Below are 25,787 nucleotides of genomic sequence, written 5' to 3'. Positions count from 1 at the left end.
TTCACGCGGCGAGAGTGCGGTCGACCGCCGCCAGAATGCGGTCGGGGTCGGGCAGGTGGTGCTTTTCGAGCTTAGCCGGGGGATAGGGGATGTCGTAGCCACCGACGCGCAGCACCGGCGCCTCCAGGTGATAGAAGCAGCGCTCGGTGATCCGGGCCGCGATCTCGGCGCCGAGCCCGGCGAACACCGGCGCCTCGTGCGCGATCACGAGCCTGCCGGTCTTGTCGACCGAGGCGGCGACGGTGTCGACGTCGAGCGGCGAGAGGCTGCGCAGATCGATCACCTCCAGTGAATGTCCCTCCTCGGCCGCGATCCTCGCCGCCGTCAAGGCGGGCGCGACGGTGCCGCCGTAGGCGACGACGGTCGCGTCGGCCCCGCGCGTGCACACCCTGGCCGAGTGCAGCGGCAGATCCGGTTCGCCTTCGAAATCTACGTCGGCTTTGTCCCAATAGCGACGTTTGGGCTCGAAGAAGATCACCGGGTCGTCGAGCGCGATCGCCTGGCGGATCATCGAATACGCGTCGGCGGGCGTGCTCGGCGAGACGACCCGCAGACCGGCGGTGTGCGCGAAATACACCTCCGGCGATTCCGAGTGGTGCTCCACCGCGCCGATGCCGCCGCCGAACGGAATGCGAATCGTCAACGGCGCCTTCACCTTCCCGCCGGTGCGGTAGTGGATCTTGGCGACCTGGGAGACGATCTGATCGAAGGCGGGATAGACGAACCCGTCGAACTGGATCTCCACCACCGGGCGGTACCCACGCAGCGCCATGCCGAAAGCCGTTCCGACGATGCCGGATTCGGCCAGCGGCGTATCGATGACGCGGTTGTCGCCGAAGTCCTTCTGCAGCGTGTCGGTCACCCGGAAGACGCCGCCGAGCCTGCCGATGTCCTCGCCGAGCAGCACGACCTTGCTGTCGTCGTCCATGGCGCGGCGCAGGCCGGTGTTGAGCGCGGCGGCGAAGGTGGTGATCATGACTGCGCTCCTTCGGCGAGGTAGGCCGAGAACTGCCGCGCCTCTTCGGCGATCAGGGGGTGCTCGGTCGCGTAGACGTGGTCGAACATGCTCATCGGGTCGGGATCGGGCATCTGGGTGGTCGCGGTGCGCACCCGGCGCGCGACATCGTCGGCGGTGGCCGCGACCTGGCCGGCGAACTCGGGGTCGAGCAGGCCCTCACGGTCCAGCAGCAGACGCACGCGTTCGATGGGGTCACGGTGTTCCCAGTACTCGGTGTCGGCGGCGGTGCGGTACCGGCTGGGGTCGTCGGCGGTGGTGTGCGGGCCCATCCGGTAGGTCATCGCCTCGATGAAGGTCGGGCCGCCGCCGGTGCGGGCCCGCTCGATCGCCTGCCGGGTGACGGCGAGGACGGCCAGCACGTCGTTGCCGTCGACCTGCACGCCCGGGATGCCGTAGCCGTCGGCGCGGCGCACCAGCGGCACATGGCTCTGCACGGTCACCGGTTCGCTGATCGCCCACTGGTTGTTCTGGCAGAAGAACACCACCGGCGCGCTCCACGCCGCGGCGAAGCCGAGCGCCTCGGCGATGTCTCCCTGGCTTGTCGCGCCGTCGCCGAAATAGGTGATCGTGGCCAGGTCGGCGCCGTCGAGGTGGGCGGCGTAGGCGTAGCCGGTGGCGTGCAGACCCTGGGAGCCGACCACGATGTTGGCGTTGGTCATGTTGACCGTGTCGGGGTCCCAGCAGTGGTGGGCGGCGCCGCGCCACAGGGTGGTGAGCTGTTCGGGCGGCACGCCGCGGACATAGGCGACGGCCGTCTCGCGGTAGGAGCAGAACACGTAGTCGTCGGGATGCAGGGCGTGCGCCGAGCCCACCTGGGCGGCCTCCTGGCCGAGCAGGGGCGGCCACAATCCGAGTTGACCCTGGCGTTGCAGCGAGGTCGCCTCGACATCGATCCGGCGGGTCACGACCAGGTCCTGATAGAGCTGCCGCAACCGCTCGGCGCCGACATCGGCCACCAGTGCGGCGTGCTCGCGATCGAACACACGCCTGCCGTCCGGCTGGATCAACTGGACCGGATAGGTCTGTTTCTCCGACATCGAGATCGCCTCCTCTCCACCTGGCCTTGTGGGCCGGTGCGGGTACGACAATCGCTGAGTGCGATGTGTATCACTCAGCATCCACGATAAAGCCGACTGCGCAAGCGACCGACACGGCAGTGCGCAGAATGCATGGTCCGCAGGGGTCCGGCGCTGTCATACTGCGTTGTATGACCAGTCGCGAACCCGACGTGACACTAGACGCCACCGACGCCAGATTGCTGCGCGAGCTCATCGCCAACCCCCGCGCGACCGGCGTGGAGCTGGCCGCGCGCCTCGGTCTGTCGCGCAACACGGTGCAGGCGCGGCTGGCGCGCTGGGACAGCGGCGGGGTCCTCGGCAGTTTCGAGCGCCGGGTCGAACCGCGCGCCCTCGGCTATCCGCTGGCAGCCTTCGTCGCGGTCGTCGTCGACCAGCACCAGCTCGACGCCGTCGTCGACGAACTCGCCGACGTCCCCGAGGTCACCGAGGTGTGCGGCATGACCGGCTCCACCGACCTGACCGTCCGCGTCGTCGCCCGCGACGCCGACGACCTCTACCGCATCGCCGGCCAGATCCTCAAGATCCCCGGCGTCGAACGCACCAACATGGCCCTGGTCATGCGCGAACTCGTCGGCCCCCGCACCGCCCCTCTCCTCGACCGCCTCGCCGGCCCGAACTGATCGTTCAGGTCGGCTTAACGCATGACGTTATTGACGCGATGCGTTATGATCGGTCGGTGATCAGGTCATTCGATGACCGGGACACCGAGCGTTTGTGGCGTCGTGAGCACGTAGCGAAGTTCGATTCCCGGATCGTTCGGGTGGCTTTGAAACCGCAAGGGGCAACACAGTATTCGAATCAATGATCAGTGGCGAATCTGCTTCGTATGGACCGATGCCGGCCCGGAGCATGTGGAAATCGTGGACTACCACTGAGGGAGGTGACGAGATGGGCAAACTTGCTCCGGTGCATCCGGGCGAGGTCCTGATGGACGACTTCATCGAGCCGCTCGGAATCACTCAGCACCGAGTTGCCGTGGCAATCGGCGTACCCCCACGCAGGATCAACGAGATCGTGCACGGGAAGCGGCGGATCACGGCCGACACCGCGCTGCGCCTCGGCCGATACTTCGGCACGAGCGATCTCTTCTGGATGAACCTGCAGAACCGCTACGACCTCGAGATCGAACGAGACGCGATCGGCGACGCCTTGGCGGCGATCCAGCCGCTGCGGGTGGCATGAGGGGCTCGGCTGGCGTTGTTGTCGTAGGGGCGCGATACTGTTGGGCGAGAGAGGGTTCGGTGGGTCCGGGCCTGGATATGACGGGGTGGGAATCTCATGCTCGAGCGCAGTGTGTTCGTTGTGGCCGTGATCGCGGTGTCCGCGGTGGTCGGTGGGTGTTCGGAGTCGGATCTGTCGAGTGGCGGCACGTCCACCTCGTCGAGTGTGGCGGTGTCGGCGCCGGTGGTGCCCGAGGTGCCGTCGCTGCCGCTGCTGAACCGGCGGGCAGGCAACGGGGAGGTCGTCCAGCAGGCCGGGCTCGTCGGGGCCGGGACGTTGACCATCGACAACGGCAACAGTTCCGATGTGGCCGTGGTGGTGGCGAACGGGAATCCGGCCGCGCCGCAGGCGACCATCTACGTGCAGGGCAACTCGCAGGCCACGCTCAGCGGGATCGACGGGTCGTACTACGTCTATCTCAAGACCGGCACCGACTGGGATCAGGCCACGCTGAGCTTCACTCGTGATCGCCAGTTCCAGAAGTTCGACGACGTGTTCGACGCAGGCTCGGACTGGGAGATCACCCTGAAGCCGTCGATCGGCGGCAACGCGAGCACGAGCGACGTTCCCGCGTTCTGATCCCGGTCAGGCGCCGCTGGGCAGGAACCGGCGCACCGCCAGGCCGGCGAGCAGCGCCCAGAACGCGCCGCCGATGCCGAGGAAACTCGTCCCTGCCGCCGCCACCAGGAACGTGACGAGCCCGGCCATCCGGTGCTCGGGATCGCTCAGCGCGCCCGTCAGCGCCGCCGCGAGGGTGGCCAGCAGGGCCAGGCCCGCGACGGTTTCCAGGGTGCCCGCCGGTGCCGCGGCGATCAGGGTGACCAGGGCGGCCGAGGCGAGCCCGAGCACCAGGTAGCTCGCGCCCGCGGTGGCCGCGGCGATCCAGCGGCGCTTCGGGTCCGGGCTCGCACTCGGCGCGGCCGAGAGCGCGGCGCTGATCGCGGCCAGGTTGATCGCGTGGCCGCCTGCGCCGGCTCCCGCGATGGTGCCGATCCCGGTGACCAGCATCGACGCCCGCCACGGCACCTGATAGTCGAACGAGCGCATCACCGCGACGCCGGGGATGTTCTGCGAGGCCATCGTCACGATGTAGAGCGGGATCGCGATGCCGACGATCGCCTGCCAATGCCAGTGCGGCACGGTCCATTCCACCGTCGGCACCATCGCGGCCAGGTCGAGGTGGCGGTCCCGCACCGCGATATCGATCCCGGTGCCGACCGCCGCCACGACGAAGGCGACCAGCACCGCCCACTTCGGCGCGTACCGCTGCAACACCAGCCACACCACGATGACCGGCACCACCACGGCCGGGGAGGTCTGCAAGGCCTTCACCGGCGCCAGGCACAGCGGCACGAGCACCCCCGCGAGCATCGCCTGCGCGATCGGCACCGGGATCGCCGCGACCAGCGAACCCAGCCGCTGCCACAGCCCGGTGATCACGATCAGCACACCCGTCACCGCGAACGCCGCGACAGCGCCCGCCCAGCCGCCGGCCACCAGCCCGGTGCTCGCCAACAGCGCCGCACCGGGCGTCGACCAGGCCAGCGTGATCGGGATCCGGTACCGGAAACTCAGCAGCAGAATCCCGATGCCCTGGGTGAAACACAGGATCATCAGGCCCGACGCCGCCTGCGCCGGACTCGCCCCCACCGCCCGCAGCCCACTCAACACCACCGCGAACGAACTGGTGAACCCGACCAGTGCGGTGATCGCGCCGGCTCCGAGCGGCTGAGCGATCCCCGCCCGATGCTCGGTGGCGTCTTCGGGTGTGGTGGTGACCTGCGACATTGTGCAGATATTGCCCCGTCGGTGAAGGTCTGTCGCCTGCCAGTGCCCGGAAAGTGGACTGATCGGCGAGCGCGCCGAACGGTCCAGTTGCGGTATCGACAGGCGAGAGCATCTGCAGCGGTATCAGGGGACCGGACTTGCTGCCGGCGCGCTTTCGCTTCCGTGCGGCGAGGTGACTGCGTAGGGTGGCGAAATCAGGGGGTCCGTAGGCGTGACGGCGAGTGAGGAGTGGGTGTGGGCGCGGTGGTGATCTCTCCGGAGGAACTCCGGAAGGAACTGGCGGACAACAAGATCCATCTACTCGATGTGCGGTGGGCACTTGGTGATCCGGACGGCCCGCAGCACTATCTGGACGGGCACATCCCCGGCGCGGTGTTCGTCGACATGGAGACCGAGCTGGCCGCCGCCCCCTCCCCGGCGCGTGGACGTCATCCGCTACCCGATCCGGGCACCTTCGAGAAGTGCACGCGCAGTTGGGGACTCGGCGAGGGCGAGCCGGTGGTCGTCTACGACGCGACCGGCGGCACGGCCGCGGCGCGCGCGTGGTGGCTGCTGCGCTGGGCGGGTGTCGAGAACGTCCGGCTGCTGGACGGCGGCCTGCCCGCCTGGACCGCGGCGGGCGGCGAACTGGCGACCGGCGCCGAACCCGACCCGGCCCCCGGCGACCTCGTCGTGCGCCCCGGCGCGCTGCCCGTCATCGACGCCGACGCGGCCGCGACCTGGTCGGGCACCCTCCTCGACGCCAGAGCCGCCGAACGCTACCGGGGTGAGGTCGAACCGGTCGACCCGCGCGCCGGCCACATCCCCGGCGCCCTGAGCGCGCCGACCACCGAGAATCTGGACAGCACAGGGCATTTCCTTTCCGCCGAGGACCTGCGCGCCCGCTTCGCTCCCTACGTCGACACTCCGATCGCCGTCTACTGCGGCTCCGGCATCACCGCCGCCCACCAGATCGCGGCCCTGGCCATCGCCGGCATCCCCGCCACCCTCTACGCCGGCTCCTGGTCCCAGTGGTCCAACGACCCGAAACGCCCCGCCGCCACCGGTGCGTGAGCGGCGCTGACGTCCGAGTGGTCCCTGTCGCGACAGGGACCGATGCCAGCGGGCGTCCGAAGCCCGGCATGTGCGGCGGGTGCCTGACTGCTCGGGCGCCGCGGAGCCGCCGGGCGCGCGTGTGGAGGTGAACGCCTCGCCACCAGCGGTGCACGCCGGTGGAGGCTGCCTGGCGCGACTGCCGCGCGATCACGGGCAGCCGCTGGCGACCTCGTGCAGCCTGGCGTTGTCGGCGGCGGTGATCGGTAGGTCGTAGTCGAGGGCCACGGTCAGGTACTTGGCCGCGTAGAAGCAGTGGTTGGGGCGGGCCGGGGGGAGCCAGTCGGCGGGGGTGTCGTCGCCCTTGGACTGGTTGGTCGCGGCGCCGGTGGCGAGCAGGTTCACCGAGAGGTCGTTGGCGAAGCGGGCGCGCCGGTCCGGCATCCACCCGGCGGCGCCCATGTCCCAGGCGGCGGCCAGCGGGTAGACGTGGTCGATCTGGACGCGGCCGCCGTCGGACTTGCGGAACGCGATCTCGGTGCCGGTGTAGGGGTCGGCGAGCACGCCCTCGACCACCACGCAGCGGCCGCGGTGCACCACGTCGCGCAGTTGCGCGGCGAGGACGTTGTTGCGGGTGTCGCAGCCGTCGTGGCCGCCGGGCGCGTCGGTGTCGTCGGACCAGGCCGGGCCGAACACACAGCCCTGGCCGGTCTTGCAGCCGCGTTCGTACCCGCCGGGGCGTGGGCGCGCGGCGACCACCCGCACCCGGTCGAGCAGCGCGGTGACCTCGGCGCGCGTCGGCGAGCCGGGCGCGGGCGTGACCGGCTCTTCGAGCGTGAGCACACCGCAACCTGTGAGGGTGAGCAAGAGCACGAGCGATCCGGCCGATTTCCGCATGCCTGCAGGTTGTACCCGGTGCCACCGACAGCGGCGGCCGGGCGACACGCGCCTACAGCCAGGCGCGCGCCAGGATGTCGTCGGCGGCAAGCTCGCTGGAATTCGGGGGGAATCGGGTGGCCGCGATCGAGGAGATGTGCGTGCCGTCGTGGCCGACCAGCCACGATCCGCCGCGATCCTCGCACTCGGCGATCTTGGCGAACACGGTGAGCAGGAACGTGATGGCATCACGGGGATCGTTGGTGTGTGCCAGACGCTGGGATTCGCCCGGTCTGATCAGATCGAGCCAGACGCCGGATTGGCCGTCCAAGCGCATGCCGACGATCTTGCCTGCGTCGATGAACGTGAATTTGCGCCGTTCCCACGGGGTTGTCGGGGTATAGCTCTGCTCGAGAACCTGGAGCAGAATCGTCATCGCTGCCCTCCGCACACATACAAGGGGTTCATCGGCCGAGCCGGAGCGAGCCCGGTTCGCCTGGGTCGTTGTGCAGTTGTCGCCGGTGGATGGTCCGGCCCGTGACCAGGGGATATCTCAGTATGTTCCGGGACGGGCGAGAAATCCAGGGGTGTGGCCGGTCGCGGAGGCTGTCGGTGCCGCCTGCTTGGATGGGGGCCATGCTGCACGGTCTGTGGTCCCCCGGTTCGGGCCTGCTGCTGTGGCACGACGGGGAGCCGGTCGCCGTGGGTTCGGTGCTCGGCGACATTCTGGAGCGGGCCAGGTTCCGGCACCGCGCCGTGGTGCTCGTCGTCGACGCCGAGGGCAGGTCGGAGACCGCCGAGGTGCGCGCGCACGCGTTGGCGCCGCCCACGGCGGCCGTCGTGCTGCGCAGCCGGCTGCCCATCGAGAACGTCTCCGGCGACCTGCGGTTCCTCGGTCACGTCGCCCGCGGCATCGAACGATGGATCCGGGCGGGCCGGGTGGTGCCGCAGGTCGAGCGGGCAGACGGTCAGTGGTGGGTGCGCTGGCGACTGGTCGGCGGGCAGCGGCAGCGCGCCTGGCTGGCCGAGCTCGCCGCCGCCATGCCCGCGGCGCTGCGCGTGGCCGGGTCGCCCGCGGCGGTGCTCGACGACCTGGTCACCGAGCTCACCGACCCGATCGCCCGCGAGTACCTCGCGCACCGGACGATGACCCACCCGCTGCTCGCGGCACTGGTCGCCGACACTCCGCTCGAGGTCGGGTCGTATCGGGTGGCGGAGACACTGGCCCAGTGGCGCGCGGGGTACGCCGCTGACGAGCCGGAACTCGTCCTGCGCCTGTGCGAACCCGACGGCGAGTTCGGCGCGACCGACGAATCGGTGGCGCTGTGGCGGCTGCAGGTGTGCCTGCGCCCGGTCGACGACGCGCCGAAACCCGTCGCCCTCGACGACGACCCGGTCCTGGTGCGCACCGCCGCCGAGAAGCTGGGGCAGGCCCGCAAGGCCTACCCGCGCCTGCGCGACCTGCCCACCGACCCGCGCGGCCTGGACCTGCTGCTGCCCACCGAGGTGGTCGCCGACCTCGTCGCGCACGGCGCCCACGCCCTGCAGGAGGCCGGCATCCGCCTGCTGCTGCCGCGCGCGTGGAACATCGCCGAACCGAGCATGCGCCTGCGCGTGAGCAGCCCGGCCGCCGCCGAGTCCACCGTGGGCCTGAGCGGATTGCTGTCCTACCGGTGGGAACTGGCCCTCGGCGACCTGGTGCTCACCAAGGCCGAGATGGAACGGCTGATCCGCAGCAAGTCGAATCTCGTGCAGCTGCGCGGGGAATGGGTGCAGGCCGACCATCGCGTGCTCGCCGCCGCGGCCCGCTACGTCGCCATGCACGCCGACGACACCCCGATCACGCTGGCCGACATGATCGGCGAACTCGCCGCCGAGCGCGTCGACGACGTGCCGGTCACCGAGGTCACCGCCGAGGGCTGGGCCGCCGAATTGTTCGCCAGGGAAGGCGAACCCGAGCCGGTCCCGGTGCCGATCGGCTTGAAGGCCGAGCTGCGTCCCTACCAGGAACGCGGGCTGAGCTGGCTCGCCACCATGAGCCGGCTCAACTGCGGCGCGATCCTGGCCGACGACATGGGTCTCGGCAAAACCGTGCAGGTGCTCGCGCTGCTGGCACATGAACGTGAGACCGCTGCTGAGTCGCCCCGCCTCGGTGCGGTCGCGGCGGCCGGGTCGGGTGGTTCGGCACCGATGGGGGAGCGGCCCGCGCCGGTGGGGCCCACTCTTCTGGTGTGCCCGATGTCGGTGGTGGGCAACTGGCAGCGCGAGGCGCAGCGGTTCACCCCCGACCTGCGCGTGCTGGTCCACCACGGCTCGGGCCGGCTGTCCGGCGCGGAATTCGCTGCGGCCGTGGGTGATTCGGACCTGGTCGTGACGACCTACGCACTGCTCGCCCGCGACGCCACCTTGCTCAGTGAACAGCAGTGGGAGCGCATCGTGCTCGACGAGGCCCAGCACATCAAGAACGCCGCCACTCGCCAGGCGCGGGCCGCCCGCGCCCTGCCCGCGCGGCATCGTCTCGCGCTCACCGGCACCCCGGTGGAGAACCGGCTCGAGGAACTGCGCGCCCTGTTCGACTTCGCCATGCCGAAGCTGCTCGGCAGCCCGCAGTCGTTCCGGGCCAGGTTCGCGGTGCCGATCGAGCGCGAACGCGATCAGCACGCCATCGACCGGCTGCGCCTGATCACCGACCCGTTCGTGCTGCGCAGGCTCAAGACCGACCCGGCCGTCATCAGCGACCTGCCCGAGAAGCTGGAGATGACGGTGCGGGCCAATCTCACCGTCGAGCAGGCCGCCCTCTACCAGGCCGTGGTCGACGACATGCTGGAGAAGCTGAAGGACGCGAAGGGCATGGCGCGCAAGGGCGCTGTGCTCGGCGCGCTCACCAGGCTCAAGCAGGTCTGCAACCACCCGGCGCACTACCTGGGCGACGGCTCGCCGATGCTGCGCCGCGGCAGCCATCGCTCCGGCAAGCTGGCCCTGGTCGAGGACGTGCTCGACGCCGTGCTCGCCGACGGCGAGAAGGCTCTGCTGTTCACCCAGTTCCGCGAGTTCGGCGACCTGGTGCTGCCGTACCTCACCGAGCGCTTCGGCGCGCCGATCCCGTTCCTGCACGGCGGGGTGAGCAAGCAGCGCCGCGACGACATGGTCACCGGGTTCCAGCGCGACGACGGCCCGCCGCTGATGCTGCTCTCGCTCAAGGCGGGCGGCACCGGCCTCAATCTGACCGCCGCCAATCACGTGATCCACCTGGACCGCTGGTGGAATCCGGCGGTGGAGAACCAGGCCACCGACCGGGCGTTCCGGATCGGCCAGCAGCGCGCGGTGCAGGTCCGCAAGCTGGTCTGTGTCGACACCATCGAGGAGCGGATCGACGAGATGATCAGCGGCAAGAAGCAATTGGCCGAGCTGGCCGTCGGGGCGGGGGAGAACTGGATCACCGAGCTGAGCACCGACGAACTGCGCGAACTGTTCACCCTCGGCGCCGAGGCGGTGGGCGACTGATGACCGATTTCAGTCAGTTCGGTCCGCGCCGGCCGGTCACCGGTGGCGCCAGGGCGCACGGTGGCTTCGGCCGCACCTGGTGGGGCCGTGCGCTTCTGGACGCGGTGGAGAAGGTGGCCGACGCGGGCAGGCTCTCGCGCGGACGCACCTACGCCAGGGTCGGCCAGGTGGTGAACTACCGGATCGAGCGCGGCGCCGTGACGGCCGAGGTCCAGGGCAGCCAGCCCAGCCCGTTCACCTCGGTGCTGGCCATGCGGCCCCTGCGCGAGGAGGAGGTCGACCTGCTGCTCGCCGAGATCAGGGAGGCGCCCGGCATGCTCGCCGAAATCGCCTCCGGCGCGCTGCCGCCCGCGCTCGGCCCGCACCTGCTCCCCAGCACCGCCTCCGAGCTGGACTTCTCCTGCTCCTGCCCCGACATGGGCTGGCCGTGCAAGCACGTGGCCGCCGTCTGCTACCTGCTGTCGGAACGTCTCGACGAACAGCCGAGCGAGATCCTCACCCTGCGCGGCCTCGACCTCGACACCCTCATCGGCGGCGTCGAGAAGTCCACCCGCAGCGAGGAATCCGACGATCCCTATGGCGACACCCTGGTCCTGCCCGACCTGCCGCGCATCGAGTTCCACCCCGTCATCGACGATCTCGACCCCGTCCCGCTCCGCCGCGCCCTCCGCATGACGACCGAAGACGAGCAGACAGCCGCCTCCGGTCTGCGCGAACTACGGTCCCTCTATCCCGAATTCGACAGCTGACGCCTCACGGCAGCTCGTACTCGAACCAGATGTGGTGACCGCCGGTGCTGTCGACGGACAGGGCGCCGGAGCCGGTGATGCCCGTGAGCGCGCCGGTGCCGCTGGCCGGGACGATGTGGAAGAACTCGTCGGTGCGGTCGGTGCCCTCGGTGGTGGCCGAGTGGACGAAGTTGAACGCGCCCGCCTTGTCGTGCAGGGCGCCTTCGAAGGACTCCATGGCGATATAGGTGCCTGCGCCGGAGGCCATGTCGAAGGCCGCCGTGAACAGGGTGGCCGAGCGGCCGGTGATCTCGCCCGCGTACTCCTTGGTGATGGTGCTGACGCCGACCGGGAGGCCGGTCTCGATGGGTGGCCGCGGGCCCAGGTCGGTGGGGTCGAACGCGGTGACTTCGAACGTGCCGGTTGCCTTCATGCGGCGAATGCTAGACCCGGGCACCGACACGTCGGCGCGATCGCCGGTCAGTCGATACGGTACACGCGAGTCGCGTTGCCGCCGAAGACCTTTCGCAGGCCGTCGGTGTCGGCGCCGGCGTCGGTGAGCACGGTGGCGACGGTCTCGGCGGCGCCGGTGATGCTGGTGATCGGCCGGTCGACCGGGAAGTTCGAGCCCCAGATCAGCCGGTCGGCGCCGAACACCGCGAGCGCGTGCGCGAGCATCGGCCGCACGCGCTCCACCAGGACGGGCACCGGCGTCGGCGCGCCGCGGGGCGGCACCGGATGGCCGAGCACCGGCATCATGAGCCCGCTGACCTTGGCCACCACATTGGGCTGCGCGGCCAGATCGGTGAGGTCCTGGCGCCAGCGCTCGAACAGGGTGTGCCGCTGGGTCACGGTGCGGCCGGTGGACTTGCCGACCGGCCCGAAGAGCCCGGCGGGCGTGCCCAGGTGATCGAGCACGATCGGCACCTCGGGGAAGCGTTCGGCCAGTGCGGTCAGTTCCGGCAACTGGACCGAGTAGATCCAGGTGTCGAACGACAGTCCCCGCTCGGCGAGCAGGCCGAACCCGTCCAGGAACGCGGGCGCGGTGAGCCGCCCGTCGTGCGCCGCGAACGATTTCACCGCGGGATCGGGATGGTGGGCCACGTTCGTCCTGATGCCGTGCAGCAGGGGTGAGGCCGACTGGTGCGCGTCCAGGACGGCCGCGAAGTCGGGAGCGGCGGGATCGGCCGCGCCGACGATCGCGGCCAGCCGCGGCGTGTCGACGCCGAAGGGCAGGCTCGCCACCCAGCGGGTCTCGTCGGGTTGCCACCCGGTCCAGTCCGCCTCGACGTGGACCAGCGCCGATGCCGCGGTGGGACCGAGGTCGGTGCGGTAATCGGCGGGCAGGTACGGGCCCATGTAGGCCGTGGCGTCACCGACGAATTCGCGGTCGCGCCGCGGGGTCAATCGCGTCGCGATATCGATCGGAATCGGCAGATAGCGCAGCAGGGTGGCGTGCTTGCTGAATTGCCGAGGTGTCGTATGCGGGTCCCACTGGTGCAGGTGCGCATCGATGATGTCGATATCGGTCAGTGTCATTCCGCCGCCGTCCCGTCGGTGCCGATCGCTTCGGTGGCGCGATTGTCACACATTCCGACGGGACGGGGTGGATGAACAGCGGGCGGTCAGCGTGCCGGGGTGAACACGTAATCGGCCAGGTCGAAATGGCCGCTGCGCCAGGTGGCCTCCAGCGTCGACGACGGCCGCAGCGGCACGTCGCCGTGCTTGTCGAAGTAGTAGCTGTTGGCGTTGGCGCAGCTGTCCTGCCAGAACACCTGCCCACCGCGCCGCGCGAGCACCTCGCGGAAGAACCGGTCGTTGGCCTCGCGGCGCACCTCCACCCTGGTGGCGCCGGTGTCGCGGGCCCGGCGCAGGCACCGCAGAATATGACGGGTCTGATTCTCGATGAGCGTGAAATACGAGGCGCCGTTGTAGCCGTAGGGACCCATGATGGAGAAATAGTTGGGAAATCCCGGCACGCTGACGCCCTCGTAGGCCTGCAGCCGGTTCTCGTCCCACCATTTCTCCAGGTCGAGGCCGTCGACGCCGCGCAGATCGTAGGTCGGCATATTTCCCGACTCCATCACTTTGAAACCGGTCGCCAGAATCAGCACGTCGGCCGGGTGCTCGGTGTCCGCGGTGCGTACTCCGGTCGCGGTGATCTCGGTGATGGGCGCGGTCTCCAGCGTGACATTCGCGCGGTTGTAGGTGGCCAGATAGTCGTTGGAGAAGCTGGGCCGTTTGCAGCCGAGGGCGTAGTTCGGGGTGAGTTTCGCGCGCACGTCCGGGTCCTTCACCTGGCGGCGCAGATGGGCCAGGCCGGCCCGCTCGCCGATCGCGGCGGTGGGCAGCGAGCGGTGGTAGTGGGCGGCCAGCGGGAAGGTGACCTCGACGTAGGTCTGGCTGATCAACCGGGTGAGGGTACGGCCGCCGGGCAGGCGCAGCGCCCAGCGCGCGGGCGGCGGCACGGGCAGGTCGGGCCTGGGCAGGCACCAGATCGGGGTGCGCTGGAAGACGGTGAGGTGCTCCACTCGCGGGGCGATCTCGGGGATCACCTGCACCGCCGACGCTCCGGTGCCGATGATTGCGACCCGCTTGCCGCGCAGGTCGAGGCCGTGATCCCAGCGCGCGGTGTGCACCGTGGTCCCGGCGAAGGTCTCGATGCCGGGGATCTCGGGCAGCTTCGGGCGGGTGAGCACGCCGGTCGCGCTGAGCACGAAGCGGGCGGTCAGTTCGGCGCCGTCGGCGGTGCGCAGCAGCCAGCGGTCGGCGTCGGCGTCGAACTCGGCGGCGACCACGGTGGTGTTGAACCGGATGTGTTCGCGCAGACCGTGTTTGTCCACGCAGGATTCGGCGTAGGCCTTGAGCTCGCGGCCCGGCGCGTACACCCGCGACCACTCGGTGCGCTGGTCGAAGGAGAACTGGTAGCTGAACGACGGGATGTCCACGGCGACACCGGGATAGGTGTTCCAGTGCCAGGTGCCGCCGACCCCGTCGGCATCGTCGACGAGCAGGAAGTCCCCGAAACCCGCCTCCCGCAGAGCGATCGCGGCGCCGATCCCGGAGAAGCCCGCCCCCACGATGATGATCTCGTGCTCGATGGTGCTCACGCTGATTCCTTCCTGCCGACTCTGGCGGCTGTCGCGGGCAGCTGTCCGCCGCGACCGATGGTGCGCACGACGTGGTGGGAGTCGTCGGCGAAGACGATGGTGTCGACCCGGTGCTCGATGCCGTCGACGGTGCGCACGCCCCTCGGCGCAAGGCGCGCGATCGGCCAGGTGACCAGGCGGCAGTGCGGCTGCCGCAGGGTGCGGTAGTAGCTGTCGTGCACGGCCACCCCCGCGTCGTCGTCGGGGGTGAGCCGGTGCCGCATCCACGAATCACGTATCTGCAGACGGAGATTCGCCCGCGCGACGAGACGTACGAGCCGATCCGGCGCGTGCCGCAGCGCACCCGAGGGCAGCGGTGCGCGCGGCACGATCCAGACGGCCTCGGTCTGGAAAACCGTCACCCGCGCCGCCTCGGCCGCGATACCGGGGAGCAGTCGCGCCGCCGCCGCGCCGGAACCGATGATCGCCACCCGCTCGCCGGTGAATTCCCGGCGCGGGTGGAAGTCGAGGTGATGCACGATCCGGCCGTCGAAGGTGCCGGGGAGCCCGCTCATTTCGCGACCGGATCGTAGGTGAGCTCGCGGACCCACGACGGACGGTGACCCAGCACCCGGACCGGGAACCGGTCGATGCAGGCGCTGGACACGTCGGCGAGCAGCTGGAACGGCTGGCGCCGGTCGATGGTGGCCTTCGCGTGCAGGCGCACCACGTGATACAGCGGCAGCCGCCGGATCTGCGGGCTGCGCTCGCCGACGTTCTCATAGCGGCGCACCGCGTTCCAGAGCTTCTCCTCGTCGAGCCCGAGCGCGACGATATCGGCCGCCATCCGCGACAACAGCGGCGCGTAGAGCAGCGCGCCGAGCACGAACGACGGTCGCGCCGCGAAACCCGCTGTCTCGATGGCGATCTTGCGCAGCGGGCCGGCGCCGAGCTGCTCGAGCACCTGGAATCCGACGGCCAGGTGCCGGGATTCGTCGCTGTTGATGTGCCGGAACACCTCGTGGCACACCGGGTCGTCGACCTCGTCGAGCAGGAACTTCACCAGCGCGCCGTCCAGCGCCGTCTCCAGGGACGGGATGACGGTGCCGAGGACCGGCAGTGTCATGTCCTCGGCGTAGCGGTCGAGCCAGCTGATCACCAGCCGGATGTTCTTGTTGGGCACCGGCATCGCGTCGTCGTCGAGCATCCCCCAGCGGCGCATGAGCGCGAGCTCCGCATTGGCGTGCTTCTGCTCCTCGGCGTGGAAGTGCCGGTAGATCTCGCGCAGCGCGCCCGGCGGCGCCTGCTGGACCAGTGCGGCGAAACCGCGGGCGCCGACGTGTTCGATCCACACCAGATCGGACATGAACGCGGCAAGGCGCGGTCGCTGCTCGTCGGTGACCAGCTCGGCACCTGGTGCGTCCCAGTCGATGTCGGCCAGGGCCCATTGCTTGGCACGCACGGTGGCGAGCATGTCGGGATAGGCGAACGTCATTGTCCGTCTCCTCTCGGTCGGTTCAGCGCACCACCCGCTCGAGCAGGCCCGCCGAACGGGTGTAGGTGGCGGGCATCCAGCGTTTGGCCTGCCACAGCACTTTGGCTTCCAGTTGCGGGACCACGTACAGGTCGCCGTGGTCGACGGCGTCGAGGGTGGTCTTCGCGATGCTCGCGGGTGGGCGGCCGGTCCAGCGCAGCAGCGATCCGCCGAGGCGCTCGGCGGTGTCGTCCAGCGGCGAATCCGACCGCAGGATCCCGGTTTTCACGGCGGTGGGACACAGGACCGTGACGCCGACGCCGGTGCCCGCCAGCTCCGCGGCCATCGTCTCCGACAGCGCGAGCACGCCCGCCTTGCTCACGTTGTAGGCCGCCATCCGTGGGGCGGCACCGAAAGCGGCGGCGGAGGCGACATTGACCACCGCGCCCCGTCCGGCCGCGCGCAGGATCGGCGTGAAGACGTGACAGCCGTTGATGACGCCCCACAGATTCACCCCGAGGGTGCGCTCCCAGTCGTCGAGGGTGAATTCACCGACCGGCGGCCCGCCCGCGCCGATCCCGGCATTGTTGATCACGAGGGTGGGCGCGCCGCCGAACCAGTCCTGCGCGAGGGTCGCCAGCGCGGTGACCTCGTCGATCGCGGTGACATCGCAGCGGGCGCCGATGGCCTTGCCGCCCGCCTCGTCCACCAGGGCGGCGGTGTCGGCGGCCCGGCTCGCGTCGATGTCGGAGCACACCACTCGCCCGCCGCGCCTGCCCAGTTCGACCGCGAAGGCGCGGCCGATGCCGCTGCCCGCGCCGGTGACGACCGCGTCGGCGTGTTCGGTTCGGCGACGGCGAAACAGGCGCATGGCGACTCCCGGGTCCTGGCGGTCCGGCTCCAATTGGTGTCACATGCCACCATTGGCCGCACCTGACACCAATTAGGCGCGCGGGGGAGTACTTTGTCAACCATGGATGTGCGCGCACCGGCCCGGACATGGGGTGGCCGCACCGCGGAGCAACGCAGGGCGCAGCGCCGCGCCGAACTGGTCGAGGCGGCGCTGGCGATCTGGCTCGACAGCGGATGGGCCGCGGTGACGATGCGCGGCGTCTGTCAGCGCGCGGCGCTCAACGACCGGTACTTCTACGAGAACTTCGCCGACCGCGACGACCTGCTGGCCGCGGTCTGGGACGAGGTGTGCGCGGAGGTCTTCGCCGACCTGGCCGCCATCCTGGCCGACAACGCCGGGCGCGCGCCCATGGACATCCTGCGCGCCGCCATCGCCCGCGCCGTCGCCCTGCAGACCGACCAGCGTGGCCGGGCCCGCATCCTGCTGGCCGACCACGCGGGCAGCGCCGTCCTCGAACAGCGGCGCAAGGCGATGCTCACCGACGCCACCGACCTGCTGATCGCCGCCGCCTGGCCCTACCTGCGCCCCGACGTCGACGAGACGGCCGTGCGGATGAGCACGCTGGCCGGCATCGGCGGCTTCATCGAACTGCTCACCGCCTGGCGAACCGGTGCGATCGACGTGGACGCCGCGCGGATCGTCGAGCACACCTTCGCCATCGCCACCCAGCTCGGCGCGATGTTCCTGCCCCCGGAGATCATCGGCGGCTGAGCCTCACACCGTGCGCCGGTACTGGCCGCCCACCGCGAAGAACGCGTCGGTGACCTGCTGCAGCGAGCAGACCCGCGCCGCGTCCATCAGGACCTCGAAGATGTTGCCGTCGGTGTGGGCCACCTCGGCCAGCCGCGTCAGTGCCGCATGGGCCTGCTCGGCGTGTTCGTCCTGGAAGGCGTGCAGGCGATCGAGCTGCGAGCGGCGTTCGGCCTCGGTGCCGCGCGCCAGTTCCAGTGGGCCGTGCGCGGTCTCGTCGTCGTGCCCGCGGAAGGTGTTCACGCCGACGATCGGCAGCGACCCGTCGTGTTTGCGCTGTTCGTAGCGCATCGACTCGTCCTGGATGCGGCCGCGCTGATAGCCGGTCTCCATGGCGCCGAGCACGCCGCCGCGTTCGCTGATCCGCTCGAACTCGAGCAGCACCGCCTCCTCGACCAGGTCGGTGAGCTCGTCGATGATGAAGCTGCCCTGCAACGGATTCTCGTTGACCGCCAGGCCCCATTCCTTGGCGATGATGAGCTGGATCGCCAGCGCGCGGCGCACCGAATCCTCGGTCGGGGTGGTCACCGCCTCGTCGAAAGCGTTGGTGTGCAGGCTGTTGCAGTTGTCGTAGACCGCGATCAGCGCCTGCAGGGTGGTGCGGATGTCGTTGAACTGCATCTCCTGGGCGTGCAGCGACCGGCCCGAGGTCTGCACGTGGTACTTCAGTTTCTGCGCGCGCTCGCCGCCGCCGTAGCGGTGGCGCATGGCCACCGCCCAGATCCGCCGGGCGACCCGCCCGATCACCGTGTACTCCGGATCCATGCCGTTCGAGAAGAAGAACGACAGGTTCGGCGCGAAGTCGTCGATGGCCAGCCCGCGCGCGAGATAGGTCTCCACATAGGTGAATCCGTTGGCCAGCGTGAACGCGAGCTGGCTGATCGGGTTCGCCCCCGCCTCGGCGATGTGATAGCCGGAGATGGAGACCGAGTAGAAGTTGCGGACATCGTTGCGCACGAACCATTCCTGCACGTCGGCCATCATCCGCAGGCTGAACTCGGTGGAGAACAGGCAGGTGTTCTGGCCCTGGTCCTCCTTGAGGATGTCGGCCTGCACGGTGCCGCGCACGGTCGACAGCGTGCGCGCCCTGATCGCAGCGGCCTCCTCGCCCGTCGGCTCGCGGCCCTCGGCCTCGGTGAAGCGTTGGCGCGCTTGATCGATCGCGGCGTTGAGGAAGAAGGCGAGGATGGTCGGCGCGGGACCGTTGATCGTCATCGAGACCGAGGTGGTCGGTGCGCACAGGTCGAAACCGTCGAAGAGCGTGCGCATGTCCTCGATGGTGGCCACCGAGACGCCCGACGTGCCGACCTTGCCGTAGATGTCGGGCCGCTCGGCCGGGTCGTGGCCGTAGAGGGTCACCGAGTCGAACGCCGTCGAGAGCCGGGTGGCCTCCGCGTGCGCGCTGAGCACCTTGAACCGGCGGTTCGTCCGCGCCGGATCGCCCTCTCCGGCGAACATCCTGGCCGGGTCCTCGTTGTCCCGCTTGAAGGCGAAAACACCTGCGGTGAAGGGGAACCGGCCGGGCAGGTGCTCGGCGCGCAGGAAGCGCAGCAGCTCGCCGTGGTCGGTGTAGCGCGGCAGGGCGACGCGCGGAATGCTCGACCCGGACAGCGATTCGCGGCGCAGCGGGGTGCGGATCTCGCGGTCGCGGACCCGGACCACCTGTTCCTCACCCCGATAGCTCTCGGCGAGGGCGGGCCATTCGGCGAGCAGCGCCGCGGACTCGGGGGAGAGGTCGGCGCGCGCCTTCGTCAGCAGCTCGGCGACCGCGGTGTCGTCGGGCAGTTCGGCGGCCACGGCGGCGAGCCGCTGGACACGTTGCGCCGCAGCGCATTGCCGTGTCGTTTCGGCGTGGTAGGACCGCACGGTCTCGGCGATCTCGGCCAGGTACCTGACCCTGGCCGGCGGTACCAGCGTGGCGAAGCGGGTGGACACCTTGGTGTCCACCTTCGGTAGCGTGCCCGGTTCGAGGGCGAGGCCGTGTTCGCTCAGCAGGCCCGTGAGATGCTGGTAGAGCGCGGTGACGCCGTCGTCGTCGAAGGTGGCCGCGCTGGTGCCGAAGACGGGCATGTCGGCGGGGCTCGCGCCGAATTCGCCACGGTTGCGGATCAATTGGCGCGCGACGTCGCGCACGGCGTCGGCCGCGCCGCGCCGCTCGTACTTGTTCACCGCCACCACATCGGCGTAGTCGAGCATATCGATCTTCTCGAGCTGCGAGGCAGCGCCGAACTCGGGTGTCATCACGTACAGCGCCACCTGCACGTGGTCGACGATGCCCGCGTCGCCCTGGCCGATGCCGGGCGTCTCCAGGATCACCAGGTCGTGACCCGCGGCGCGGCAGGCGGCGATCATGGTGTCGATGTCGTCGGGCAGTTCGTGATTGCCGCGGGTGGCCAGCGACCGGAAGTAGACGTGCTCGCCGTCGAGGGCGTTCATCCTGATGCGGTCGCCCAGCAGCGCGCCACCCGCGCGCCGCCGGGTCGGATCGACCGCGAGAACGGCCACGCGCAGCTTGTCCTGCTGGTCGGTGCGCAGCCGGCGCACCAATTCGTCGGTGAGCGAGGACTTTCCGGAACCGCCCGTGCCGGTGATGCCGAGGACCGGGACCTGGCGTCGGCCCGCCGCCGTCAGGATCGCGGCGCGGTCGTCCTCGGTGAGCGCACCCTGTTGGAGGCAGGTGATGGTGCGCGCCAAAGCATTCCGGTCACCGGTGTAGAGGGCGTTCAGGTTCGGCGGGGCCTGCGCCGGATCGGTGTCGCACTCGCGGATCAGCTCGTTGATCATGCCGGGCAGGCCGAGTCGCTGACCGTCCTCCGGCGAGAAGATCCGCACCCCGCTGCGCGCGAGCCGCTCGATCTCCTCGGCGACGATCACGCCACCGCCGCCACCGAAGATCCGCACGTGTCCGGCGCCCGCCGCGCGCAGCGCCTCGGCCAGGTACTCGAAGAACTCGATGTGCCCGCCCTGGTAGGAGCTGACCGCCACGCCCTGGACGTCCTCCTCGACGACGGCGTCGACGATCTCGCGGACCGAGCGGTTGTGGCCGAGATGGATCACCTCGGCGCCCTGGGCCTGCAGGATGCGCCGCATGATGTTGATCGCCGCGTCGTGCCCGTCGAACAGGGCCGCCGAGGTCACGAATCGCACGGGATGGACCGGGACGTGCAGTGCGCCGGACTCGCTCATGACCGCCTCCACGAACAGTGGGTGGATCGCCCGATGCTAGGACGTCCAACTAATTCTAGTATGACCTGGGTCACGCCGCTGCGAAACGCGGCCGGCGCGAATCGCCGGATTCGGCGCGGGCGCTCGACATACTCGACGGATGGTTCGCGAGCATCGGGTCGGGGTGGCGCTGGAGCGACTGGTCGCGGGCGGGGTGATCAGTGCCGATCAGCGCGGGGCGATCCTGCGGGCCGTCGACGCCGAGGAGCGGGCGGGCCGGGCGGGCGCGGGGCGGGTGCTGGCCGAGATCGTCGCCTATCTCGGGGCCGGACTCGTGTTGGCCGGGCTTGCCCTGTTCCTCGGGCGGGCCTGGACGCAGGTGGCGCAGACCGGGCGGGTGGTGTTGCTGCTGGTCGTGGCGGGGTGCGCGGTCGGGGGAGCGGTGGTGCTCGCGGGCGGTTGCGACGGGGTGTTCCGGCGGGTCCCGATCGCCTCGGCCGGGCGCAGCAGGCTCGCGGCGGTGCTGCTGGCGCTGGCGGCCGGGGCCGTGTGCGGCGCGGTGGCCACCGCGTTCGGTGCCGGGGACGGCGCCGAGATCGCCGCGTCGCTCGCCGGACTGCTGATGGCGACGCTCGGCTATCTGCTGGTGCCGAGTCTGCTCGGAATGGCCGTGCTCGGCGCGTTCGGTGTCGCGAGCGTGGTGAACACGACCGGCGAGATCTTCGACTATCGGTCGGTGTGGCCAGGGGTGCTGTTGATGCTGCTCGGCGCGTTGTGGTTCGCGCTCGCCTGGGCGCGACTGCTCGTCGCGGAGTGGGCGGGCTACCTGATCGGCGGGCTCATCGCCGTCGGCGGCGCCCAATCGGTGACCTGGGGTGAGTCGCTGTGGCCGCCCGCCCTGACCCTGCTGGTCGGCCTGGCCTGCTTCGCCCTGTACGCGCTGCGGCCCGAACCCGTGCTGGTCCTCGGCGGCGCGGCGGCGGTGGCGGGCGCGGTCGCCCAGACCGTGGCCGACCACACCGACGGCGGCCCCGTCGCCGCCAGCGCCGTCCTCGCCATCGGCGCCGTCGTCCTCACCGCCGGCCTGATCGCCGCCCTGGTGGGACCGAAGCGTCAGGGCTGACTCAGCCCGCGAGCGCGGCCGGCGCTTCGGCCGTGGACGCCACGTTCACGACGGGTACCGAACTCGTCGTCGACGGCGGTTTCGCCCAGGGGCTGAGTTAGCGAACCTGTGCGGCCCAGGGGGATTCATCGTCGTGCCGGTGGATCCCCAGTCCGGATCGGCCCGGCAGGTGCGGCGGGCGCAGGTTCCAGTCGGCGTCGTAGTCGCCGCTGTCCTGGTGGCGGTAGGGGATGGGCGCGGTGGTCGGCAGGGCGAGCAGCCGGGTGCGCAGGTCGGCGGTGATGGTGGCGAAGCGTTCGTCGCTCACCCGGTTGGTGCCGGGGATGATCACCGGCTCGACCACGTCCATGCCGGTGTAGAAGAAGGTGCCGTGCAGCAGCGGGAACAGGACCTCGGTGAGGTCGCCGTGGATGCCGCGTGGGCCCAGACCCGCGTGCGCGCCGACCGACACGACGGCCGTCGCTCGTTTGCCGGCGAGGCCACCGTCGCCGTAGCGCCGGGTGCGCCCCGACTCGGGGTCGCGCACGCCATAGGCGTAGCCCTGCACCATGACTCGGTCCAGCCAGCCTTTCATGATGGCCGGCATCCCGTACCACCACAGCGGGAAATGCAGCACCACCGTGTCGGCCCAGGCCAGCTTCTCGTGCTCTGCGCGGATGTCGGCGGCCAGGCGTCCCGCGCGCAGGGCCGACTCGGACTCGTGCGCGACGTCGAGTCGCTCGACGCCGTCATGGGCGAAGTCCGAGGCCGTCACGACCGGGTTCCAGTTCATGGCGTAGAGGTCGGATTCGATCACCTCGTGCCCGGCCTCGCGCAGCGCGGCGATCCCGACCGTGCGCAGCTGGGCGGTGAGCGATCGTGGCTCCGGATGGGCGAACACCCACAGGACTCGCATCGCTTCGGCTCCTTTCCGTCGAGCGGTCACCTCGTCCAGGCTGCCGAGCTCGACAGCACCACACCAGTGGCTCGATCGACAAGATATGAAAGAATCGGGCCATGGCTGTCCATCGGGTCGCGGTCCTGGCTCGGGACGGGGTGATGCCGATGGAGCTGGGGATCGTGCACCAGCTCTTCGGCTCGGCCCGCTCCGGCGACGGCGCGCGGCTCTACGAGGTACGAACCTGCGCGCCCGAGCCGGGCACGGTGCGCACGGACGCCGATTTCGCGATCGCCGTCGACCACGGCGCCGCGGCGCTGGCCGCCGCCGACACCATCGTCGTCCCGGCCTCGCACGAGCTGGACGAGCGCGACGACCCGGCGGAGGCGGAGATCGCCGAACACCTGCGCGCGGCACGGCGGGCGGGCCGCCGGATCGCCTCGATCTGCACGGGCGCCTTCGTCCTCGCTCGCGCCGGTCTGCTGGACGGGCGCCGCGCGACCACGCACTGGTTGTCGGCCGAACGGCTGCGCGCCGAGTTCCCCTCGGTGCGCCTGGACGCCGCCGTGCTGTTCACCGAGGACGACGGCATCTTCACCGCGGCGGGCGAAGCGGCCGGAATCGACCTGTGCCTGCACCTTATCCGCACCGATCACGGCGCGGCCGTCGCCGGTGACGTGGCGCGGCGGACGGTCGTGCCGCCCTATCGCGAAGGCGGCCAGGCCCAGTTCATCGATCTGCCGCTTCCCGCCGCGGACGAGTCGACGACCAGCGGCGCCAGGGCATGGGCACTGGCTCATCTCGATCAGCCACTCACCCTGAAGGTCCTCGCCGCGCACGCCGCCATGAGCCCGCGCACCTTCACCCGCCGGTTCCGCCGGGAGACGGGCATGTCGCCGGGCGCCTGGCTCGCCGGGCAGCGCCTGATCAGGGCACGGCAACTGCTGGAACAGAGCACACTCGGCGTCGACCAGATCGCCGAGCAGGCCGGTTTCGGCACCGGAGCCTCACTGCGCCAGCACTTCTCGCGAGCGCTGGGCACCAGCCCGTCGGCCTATCGCGCCACCTTCCACGGCGGGGGATAGGTCAGCGGATCAGCGTGGTCTGCTGGGCGCGGATGGTACGGAAGAAGCGCGGGCCCACATCGGCGCCGTCGTGGTTGTAGCTGTCGATGATCTCGGCCAGTTCGTCGGCGAGGCGGCGCAGGTCCTCGGTCGCGGTGGTGCGGTCGAATTCGTCGAACTCCCAGCCCCACGACGGCGGGATGTCGTCGATGGTGACGACGATCTGATCGGCGAACGGGGTGTACACCGACACCGTCAGCTCGGCGGGCGCGGCGGCGAGCGGGCTGTGCACGGTCACCTCGCCCGGCCCGCCGACGACGGCGAAGCGGCGGGCGAAGGCGATGTCGTCACGCACCGACTCGACGATCGAGGCGGTGCTCGCGTGCCTGCCCGGCCGATCGTGGCGCTTGCCGTACACCCGGTCGGACTCGGCGCGGGCGGCCTCGGGGGATTTCCGCAGGATCCGGTCGAGCATCCGCTGCGCCGTCGCGCGCTCGTCCGGGCCGGTGTTCTCGTGCTCGATCAGCGCGCGCAGGCGGGTGATCCGCACGAAATGGTCGGTGCCCATGCCCCGATTGTGCCGTAGGCAGGCCGGTGGAATGCGTCACATCGTTCCGGGTTCGCCCAGCGCCGAATTTATCGTGACGGGCATGAGTGAAGCGGAAGTGCTGTTCGAGGTACGCGACGGGCTCGGTCTGATCACCCTGAACCGGCCGCGGGCGATCAACGCGCTCACCCACTCGATGTGCTCGGCCATCACCGCGGCCCTGCGCGACTGGGCCGTGGATCCGGCGATCCGCACCGTCGCCATCGTCGGGGCGGGCGAGCGCGGGCTGTGCGCCGGCGGCGACATCGTCGCCATCCACCGCGACGCCAAGGCGGTGACCGAGGGCGGGCCCGCGCCGCTCGATACCCCGTCGGCCGCGTTCTGGCGCGACGAATACCTGCTCAACGACCTGATCGGCGGCTACCCGAAGCCGTACGTGGCGATCATGGACGGCATCGTGATGGGCGGCGGGGTCGGCGTGTCGGCGCACGGCAGCCACCGCGTCGTCACCGAGCGCTCGCAGATCGGCATGCCGGAGACCGGGATCGGTTTCGTCCCCGATGTCGGCGGCACCTACCTGCTCGCACGCACCCCCGGTGAGCTGGGCACCCACGTCGCGCTGACCACGGCGCGGATGGGCGCGGGCGACGCGATCTTCGCCGGTTTCGCCGACACCTTCGTGCCTTCGGCCGACCTGCCCGCCCTCCTCGACGCCCTGCGCACCCTGCCCGCCGACGAGGCGATCGCCCGCTTCGCCGCGCCCGCGCCGGACTCCGAACTCGCCGCGCAACGCGGCTGGATCGACACCTGCTACGCCGCCGACACCGTCGAGGAGATCGTGGAGGCCCTGCGCGCCGCCGACGCGCCCGAGGCGACCAAGGCCGCCGAAGACCTGCTCAGCAAGTCGCCGATCGCGGTGAAGGCCACCCTGCGCGCGCTGCGCGGGGCCCGCGAACTGCCGACGCTGGCCGCCGCGCTCGCTGTCGAACTGCGCATGACCGTGACCGCGCTGAGCACCCATGACCTGGTCGAGGGCATCCGCGCCCAGGTGATCGACAAGGACCGCGCGCCGCGCTGGTCGCCGGCCACGCTCGCCGAGGTCACCCCGGCTCAGGTCGAGGCGTACTTCGCCCCGCTGGGCGCGGGCGAGCTGGGTTCGGCGGTGTAGAAGCCCGGCAGCGCCGCTGGGTATCGTCAGCGGCATCCGTGACCGTTGACGAACACAAGAGGGTGCGCTGTGACCGATTTCGAGACGATTCTGCTGGAGCGCAAGGGCGGCAGCGAGGGTAAAGGCGCGGTCGGCTGGATCACGCTGAACCGGCCCAAGGCGCTCAACGCGCTCAACAAGCAGGTCCTCGACGATGTCGTCGCCGCGCTCGACGAGCTCGAGGCCGATGATTCGATCGGTGCGGTGGTGATCACCGGTTCGGAGAAGGCTTTCGCCGCGGGTGCCGATATCAAGGAGATGGCGCCGCAGTCCTACATGGACATGTACATGTCGGATTTCTTCGCCGGGTGGGATCGGTTGGCGAAGTTCCG

Annotated in this window: 25 protein-coding genes and 1 pseudogene; 12 read left to right on the top strand and 14 right to left on the bottom strand. The window is 70.4% G+C overall.

All coding sequences use genetic code 11. The features are described 5' to 3' along the window. Window position 1: 1 nt before the first annotated feature. Both DFR69_RS08405 and pdhA read right to left on the bottom strand, forming a co-directional pair. Window positions 2–976, bottom strand: coding sequence for an alpha-ketoacid dehydrogenase subunit beta (locus tag DFR69_RS08405; protein ID WP_110036934.1), 975 nt, complete (start codon window positions 974–976; stop codon window positions 2–4). Then, the gene (pdhA, locus tag DFR69_RS08400) at window positions 973–2,055 is read right to left on the bottom strand and encodes a pyruvate dehydrogenase (acetyl-transferring) E1 component subunit alpha (protein WP_110036933.1); all 1,083 of its coding nucleotides are present in this window, start codon (window positions 2,053–2,055) and stop codon (window positions 973–975) included. The genes DFR69_RS08405 and pdhA overlap by 4 nt, the downstream gene beginning before the upstream one ends. A 170-nt stretch (window positions 2,056–2,225) precedes the next feature. Between pdhA and DFR69_RS08395 the strand changes: the two genes are divergently transcribed. From DFR69_RS08395 to DFR69_RS08380, 4 genes and pseudogenes are all read left to right on the top strand, one after another. Next, window positions 2,226–2,717 (top strand): Lrp/AsnC family transcriptional regulator, encoded by a 492-nt coding sequence (locus DFR69_RS08395; RefSeq protein WP_110036932.1) that lies wholly within the window; start codon window positions 2,226–2,228, stop codon window positions 2,715–2,717. 56 nt (window positions 2,718–2,773) lie between these two features. Next, a pseudogene (locus DFR69_RS08390) lies at window positions 2,774–2,972 on the top strand (type II toxin-antitoxin system RelE/ParE family toxin). A gap of 13 nt (window positions 2,973–2,985) precedes the next feature. Next, window positions 2,986–3,279 (top strand): HigA family addiction module antitoxin, encoded by a 294-nt coding sequence (locus DFR69_RS08385; protein WP_110036931.1) that lies wholly within the window; start codon window positions 2,986–2,988, stop codon window positions 3,277–3,279. Between the two features lie 96 nt (window positions 3,280–3,375). After that, the gene (locus tag DFR69_RS08380) at window positions 3,376–3,897 is read left to right on the top strand and encodes a hypothetical protein (RefSeq protein WP_110036930.1); all 522 of its coding nucleotides are present in this window, start codon (window positions 3,376–3,378) and stop codon (window positions 3,895–3,897) included. A gap of 6 nt (window positions 3,898–3,903) precedes the next feature. Here the strand turns inward: DFR69_RS08380 and DFR69_RS08375 are convergent, their stop codons facing one another. Next, the gene (locus DFR69_RS08375) at window positions 3,904–5,106 is read right to left on the bottom strand and encodes a benzoate/H(+) symporter BenE family transporter (RefSeq protein WP_110036929.1); all 1,203 of its coding nucleotides are present in this window, start codon (window positions 5,104–5,106) and stop codon (window positions 3,904–3,906) included. Window positions 5,107–5,340: 234 nt separating this feature from the next. Between DFR69_RS08375 and DFR69_RS08370 the strand changes: the two genes are divergently transcribed. Beyond that, window positions 5,341–6,159, top strand: coding sequence for a sulfurtransferase (locus DFR69_RS08370; RefSeq protein ID WP_110037503.1), 819 nt, complete (start codon window positions 5,341–5,343; stop codon window positions 6,157–6,159). A gap of 189 nt (window positions 6,160–6,348) precedes the next feature. On the opposite strand, the gene DFR69_RS08365 is transcribed toward DFR69_RS08370, so the two are convergent. Next, on the bottom strand, window positions 6,349–7,035 hold the full coding sequence (locus DFR69_RS08365; protein WP_110036928.1) for an HNH endonuclease family protein: 687 nt from the start codon (window positions 7,033–7,035) through the stop codon (window positions 6,349–6,351). Between the two features lie 52 nt (window positions 7,036–7,087). Next, window positions 7,088–7,450 carry a hypothetical protein gene (locus DFR69_RS08360; protein WP_110036927.1) on the bottom strand — a complete coding sequence of 121 codons (363 nt, stop codon included), beginning with the start codon at window positions 7,448–7,450 and terminating at the stop codon, window positions 7,088–7,090. Between the two features lie 200 nt (window positions 7,451–7,650). Here DFR69_RS08360 and DFR69_RS08355 point away from each other — a divergent pair, with 200 nt between their 5' ends. Together DFR69_RS08355 and DFR69_RS08350 are read left to right on the top strand one after the other, a co-directional pair. Next, window positions 7,651–10,518 (top strand): DEAD/DEAH box helicase, encoded by a 2,868-nt coding sequence (locus DFR69_RS08355; protein ID WP_208643938.1) that lies wholly within the window; start codon window positions 7,651–7,653, stop codon window positions 10,516–10,518. Beyond that, window positions 10,518–11,267 (top strand): SWIM zinc finger family protein, encoded by a 750-nt coding sequence (locus tag DFR69_RS08350; RefSeq protein ID WP_110036925.1) that lies wholly within the window; start codon window positions 10,518–10,520, stop codon window positions 11,265–11,267. Before DFR69_RS08355 ends, DFR69_RS08350 begins: the two co-directional genes overlap by 1 nt. 4 nt (window positions 11,268–11,271) lie before the next feature. Here the strand turns inward: DFR69_RS08350 and DFR69_RS08345 are convergent, their stop codons facing one another. The 6 genes from DFR69_RS08345 to DFR69_RS08320 all read right to left on the bottom strand — a co-directional run bounded on the left by DFR69_RS08345 (window position 11,272) and on the right by DFR69_RS08320 (window position 16,680). Continuing rightward, a complete protein-coding gene (locus DFR69_RS08345) occupies window positions 11,272–11,679 on the bottom strand; it encodes a DUF3224 domain-containing protein (protein ID WP_110036924.1) in 408 nt (135 codons plus the stop codon). A 47-nt stretch (window positions 11,680–11,726) separates the two neighbouring features. Continuing rightward, window positions 11,727–12,785 carry an amidohydrolase family protein gene (locus DFR69_RS08340; RefSeq protein WP_110036923.1) on the bottom strand — a complete coding sequence of 353 codons (1,059 nt, stop codon included), beginning with the start codon at window positions 12,783–12,785 and terminating at the stop codon, window positions 11,727–11,729. An 86-nt stretch (window positions 12,786–12,871) separates the two neighbouring features. Continuing rightward, window positions 12,872–14,356, bottom strand: coding sequence for a flavin-containing monooxygenase (locus tag DFR69_RS08335; protein WP_373867116.1), 1,485 nt, complete (start codon window positions 14,354–14,356; stop codon window positions 12,872–12,874). After that, window positions 14,353–14,910: an NAD(P)/FAD-dependent oxidoreductase gene (locus tag DFR69_RS08330; RefSeq protein ID WP_110036922.1), complete on the bottom strand. Its 558-nt coding sequence runs from the start codon at window positions 14,908–14,910 to the stop codon at window positions 14,353–14,355. Before DFR69_RS08330 ends, DFR69_RS08335 begins: the two co-directional genes overlap by 4 nt. Next, on the bottom strand, window positions 14,907–15,830 hold the full coding sequence (locus tag DFR69_RS08325) for a reductase (RefSeq protein ID WP_110036921.1): 924 nt from the start codon (window positions 15,828–15,830) through the stop codon (window positions 14,907–14,909). Before DFR69_RS08325 ends, DFR69_RS08330 begins: the two co-directional genes overlap by 4 nt. Before the next feature lie 22 nt (window positions 15,831–15,852). Next, the gene (locus DFR69_RS08320; RefSeq protein ID WP_110036920.1) at window positions 15,853–16,680 is read right to left on the bottom strand and encodes an SDR family NAD(P)-dependent oxidoreductase; all 828 of its coding nucleotides are present in this window, start codon (window positions 16,678–16,680) and stop codon (window positions 15,853–15,855) included. Window positions 16,681–16,782: 102 nt separating this feature from the next. Between DFR69_RS08320 and DFR69_RS08315 the strand changes: the two genes are divergently transcribed. Continuing rightward, window positions 16,783–17,433: a TetR/AcrR family transcriptional regulator gene (locus tag DFR69_RS08315; protein ID WP_110036919.1), complete on the top strand. Its 651-nt coding sequence runs from the start codon at window positions 16,783–16,785 to the stop codon at window positions 17,431–17,433. Between the two features lie 3 nt (window positions 17,434–17,436). On the opposite strand, the gene icmF is transcribed toward DFR69_RS08315, so the two are convergent. Beyond that, window positions 17,437–20,658 (bottom strand): fused isobutyryl-CoA mutase/GTPase IcmF, encoded by a 3,222-nt coding sequence (icmF, locus tag DFR69_RS08310; RefSeq protein WP_110037501.1) that lies wholly within the window; start codon window positions 20,656–20,658, stop codon window positions 17,437–17,439. A gap of 139 nt (window positions 20,659–20,797) precedes the next feature. Between icmF and DFR69_RS08305 the strand changes: the two genes are divergently transcribed. Then, window positions 20,798–21,760 carry a DUF2157 domain-containing protein gene (locus DFR69_RS08305; RefSeq protein ID WP_110036918.1) on the top strand — a complete coding sequence of 321 codons (963 nt, stop codon included), beginning with the start codon at window positions 20,798–20,800 and terminating at the stop codon, window positions 21,758–21,760. 97 nt (window positions 21,761–21,857) lie between these two features. Here DFR69_RS08305 and DFR69_RS08300 read toward each other — a convergent pair whose 3' ends face one another. Next, complete coding sequence (locus DFR69_RS08300) at window positions 21,858–22,655, bottom strand: NAD(P)H-dependent oxidoreductase (RefSeq protein ID WP_110036917.1); 798 nt, start codon at window positions 22,653–22,655, stop codon at window positions 21,858–21,860. Window positions 22,656–22,756: 101 nt separating this feature from the next. Between DFR69_RS08300 and DFR69_RS08295 the strand changes: the two genes are divergently transcribed. Continuing rightward, window positions 22,757–23,722 carry a GlxA family transcriptional regulator gene (locus tag DFR69_RS08295; RefSeq protein WP_110036916.1) on the top strand — a complete coding sequence of 322 codons (966 nt, stop codon included), beginning with the start codon at window positions 22,757–22,759 and terminating at the stop codon, window positions 23,720–23,722. A 1-nt stretch (window position 23,723) separates the two neighbouring features. On the opposite strand, the gene DFR69_RS08290 is transcribed toward DFR69_RS08295, so the two are convergent. Further along, window positions 23,724–24,269 carry a hypothetical protein gene (locus DFR69_RS08290; protein WP_110036915.1) on the bottom strand — a complete coding sequence of 182 codons (546 nt, stop codon included), beginning with the start codon at window positions 24,267–24,269 and terminating at the stop codon, window positions 23,724–23,726. Window positions 24,270–24,351: 82 nt separating this feature from the next. Between DFR69_RS08290 and DFR69_RS08285 the strand changes: the two genes are divergently transcribed. Further along, the gene (locus tag DFR69_RS08285; protein ID WP_110037500.1) at window positions 24,352–25,416 is read left to right on the top strand and encodes an enoyl-CoA hydratase/isomerase family protein; all 1,065 of its coding nucleotides are present in this window, start codon (window positions 24,352–24,354) and stop codon (window positions 25,414–25,416) included. Window positions 25,417–25,485: 69 nt separating this feature from the next. After that, window positions 25,486–25,787 (top strand): enoyl-CoA hydratase-related protein (locus DFR69_RS08280; protein ID WP_208643937.1); only part of this gene is annotated, 302 nt, incomplete at its 3' end.

This window comes from Nocardia neocaledoniensis (assembly GCF_003182135.1).
GTDB lineage: Bacteria > Actinomycetota > Actinomycetes > Mycobacteriales > Mycobacteriaceae > Nocardia > Nocardia neocaledoniensis.
This window is presented reverse-complemented; position numbering and strand designations above follow the sequence as displayed.

Bases quoted from the DNA above. Each gene is read 5' to 3' on its own strand.
- DFR69_RS08405 (WP_110036934.1), bottom strand. From the start codon at position 976: ATGATCACCACCTTCGCCGCCGCGCTCAACACCGGCCTGCGCCGCGCC.
- pdhA (WP_110036933.1), bottom strand. From the start codon at position 2,055: ATGTCGGAGAAACAGACCTATCCGGTCCAGTTGATCCAGCCGGACGGC.
- DFR69_RS08395 (WP_110036932.1), top strand. From the start codon at position 2,226: ATGACCAGTCGCGAACCCGACGTGACACTAGACGCCACCGACGCCAGA.
- DFR69_RS08385 (WP_110036931.1), top strand. From the start codon at position 2,986: ATGGGCAAACTTGCTCCGGTGCATCCGGGCGAGGTCCTGATGGACGAC.
- DFR69_RS08380 (WP_110036930.1), top strand. From the start codon at position 3,376: ATGCTCGAGCGCAGTGTGTTCGTTGTGGCCGTGATCGCGGTGTCCGCG.
- DFR69_RS08375 (WP_110036929.1), bottom strand. From the start codon at position 5,106: ATGTCGCAGGTCACCACCACACCCGAAGACGCCACCGAGCATCGGGCG.
- DFR69_RS08365 (WP_110036928.1), bottom strand. From the start codon at position 7,035: ATGCGGAAATCGGCCGGATCGCTCGTGCTCTTGCTCACCCTCACAGGT.
- DFR69_RS08360 (WP_110036927.1), bottom strand. From the start codon at position 7,450: ATGACGATTCTGCTCCAGGTTCTCGAGCAGAGCTATACCCCGACAACC.
- DFR69_RS08355 (WP_208643938.1), top strand. From the start codon at position 7,651: ATGCTGCACGGTCTGTGGTCCCCCGGTTCGGGCCTGCTGCTGTGGCAC.
- DFR69_RS08350 (WP_110036925.1), top strand. From the start codon at position 10,518: ATGACCGATTTCAGTCAGTTCGGTCCGCGCCGGCCGGTCACCGGTGGC.
- DFR69_RS08345 (WP_110036924.1), bottom strand. From the start codon at position 11,679: ATGAAGGCAACCGGCACGTTCGAAGTCACCGCGTTCGACCCCACCGAC.
- DFR69_RS08340 (WP_110036923.1), bottom strand. From the start codon at position 12,785: ATGACACTGACCGATATCGACATCATCGATGCGCACCTGCACCAGTGG.
- DFR69_RS08330 (WP_110036922.1), bottom strand. From the start codon at position 14,910: ATGAGCGGGCTCCCCGGCACCTTCGACGGCCGGATCGTGCATCACCTC.
- DFR69_RS08325 (WP_110036921.1), bottom strand. From the start codon at position 15,830: ATGACGTTCGCCTATCCCGACATGCTCGCCACCGTGCGTGCCAAGCAA.
- DFR69_RS08320 (WP_110036920.1), bottom strand. From the start codon at position 16,680: ATGCGCCTGTTTCGCCGTCGCCGAACCGAACACGCCGACGCGGTCGTC.
- DFR69_RS08315 (WP_110036919.1), top strand. From the start codon at position 16,783: ATGGATGTGCGCGCACCGGCCCGGACATGGGGTGGCCGCACCGCGGAG.
- icmF (WP_110037501.1), bottom strand. From the start codon at position 20,658: ATGAGCGAGTCCGGCGCACTGCACGTCCCGGTCCATCCCGTGCGATTC.
- DFR69_RS08305 (WP_110036918.1), top strand. From the start codon at position 20,798: ATGGTTCGCGAGCATCGGGTCGGGGTGGCGCTGGAGCGACTGGTCGCG.
- DFR69_RS08300 (WP_110036917.1), bottom strand. From the start codon at position 22,655: ATGCGAGTCCTGTGGGTGTTCGCCCATCCGGAGCCACGATCGCTCACC.
- DFR69_RS08295 (WP_110036916.1), top strand. From the start codon at position 22,757: ATGGCTGTCCATCGGGTCGCGGTCCTGGCTCGGGACGGGGTGATGCCG.
- DFR69_RS08290 (WP_110036915.1), bottom strand. From the start codon at position 24,269: ATGGGCACCGACCATTTCGTGCGGATCACCCGCCTGCGCGCGCTGATC.
- DFR69_RS08285 (WP_110037500.1), top strand. From the start codon at position 24,352: ATGAGTGAAGCGGAAGTGCTGTTCGAGGTACGCGACGGGCTCGGTCTG.